Annotated in this window: 1 protein-coding gene; it reads right to left on the bottom strand. The window is 59.7% G+C overall.

Annotation, left to right across the window (positions count from 1 at the left end; translation table 11 throughout):
• Window positions 1-22: 22 nt before the first annotated feature.
• On the bottom strand, window positions 23-988 hold the full coding sequence (locus tag H0X91_RS34680) for an IS110-like element ISBcen8 family transposase (protein WP_196433820.1): 966 nt from the start codon (window positions 986-988) through the stop codon (window positions 23-25).
• Window positions 989-1101 lie beyond the last annotated feature (113 nt).

The raw sequence follows: 1101 nt of genomic DNA, 5'->3' as shown, positions 1-1101 counted from the left end.
GACTGAGTAACCGTCTTCCGAGTCAAGCCCGATGAAGTGAATCGTCCCAAGGCGTGTTGGTTTTGACCATGGCATTGAGCATGGTTAGGAGCTTGCGCATGCAGGCAACAAGCGCGACCTTGGACAGTTTGCCGGCGGCCTTCAGGCGTTGATAGAAGGCTCTGATGGCGGGGTTGTAGCGTGTGGCAGTCAATGTAGCCATGTACAGCACGCGACGGATCGCGAAGCGGCCACCTTGAACCCGTCGTCGCCCATTACGTAAGCCGGAATCGCAAGCAATGGGAGCGACGCCAACGAGGGCTGCAATCTGACGGCGATTGAGCCGGCCCAATTCGGGCAGTTCTGCGATCAGGCAGGCGCTGGATACCGGGCCAATTCCATGTGTGGACTGCAACAGGCGGTCGAGTTCACCGAAGTGCTGGCGTACATGAGCGACCATCTGAGCGTCAATGTCATCGAGTTGTGCCTGGATGGCGGCAATGATAGCCAGCAGACTTGAATGCAGACCAACCGGCGTGATCTGGAGCCGCTGTCGCTCCGAAAGGAGCATGGTGAGTAGTTGGCGCCGTCGGGTCACCAGTGCAGCCAGCCACTGCTGCCGCTCGTCGGGAACGGGACGTAGCAAGCGGGACAGATCGTCCCGACGCAGTAGCACGGAAGCCAGTTCGGCAAGCATATGTGCGTCGATGGCGTCGGTTTTGGCCAGACGTCCCATCGAGCGGGCAAAATCGCGTGCTTGCCGAGGGTTGACGACAGCGACCGGCAAACCCGCACCTTGCAAGGCGCACGCCAGCTCGGTCTCGTAGCCACCGGTCGCCTCCATCACGACCAACTGCACGTTCAGCGGCTGAAGGGCAACAGCCAGGGCCGAGTGGCCCTCGGCATCGTTGTTGAATCGACGGATGTCCAGATTGGCACCCAGTACGGAAACATCGACGTGAGCTTTTGCGACGTCAATGCCGACCGTTACGGCAGAAGGAGCAGACATGATCTTCGGATCCCATGCTTGTACATGCGCACTCGATGTAAATGGCGCGCGTAACCGTTCGGGCTTCAGGAAGACCAGCACGGCAACCGTGCGTTTTGTACTCAGTCACGGGC

The organism is Burkholderia sp. 9777_1386 (assembly GCF_015712265.1).
Classification (GTDB): Bacteria; Pseudomonadota; Gammaproteobacteria; order Burkholderiales; family Burkholderiaceae; genus Burkholderia; species Burkholderia cenocepacia.
This window is presented reverse-complemented; position numbering and strand designations above follow the sequence as displayed.

Bases quoted from the DNA above. Each gene is read 5' to 3' on its own strand.
- H0X91_RS34680 (WP_196433820.1), bottom strand. From the start codon at position 988: ATGTCTGCTCCTTCTGCCGTAACGGTCGGCATTGACGTCGCAAAAGCT.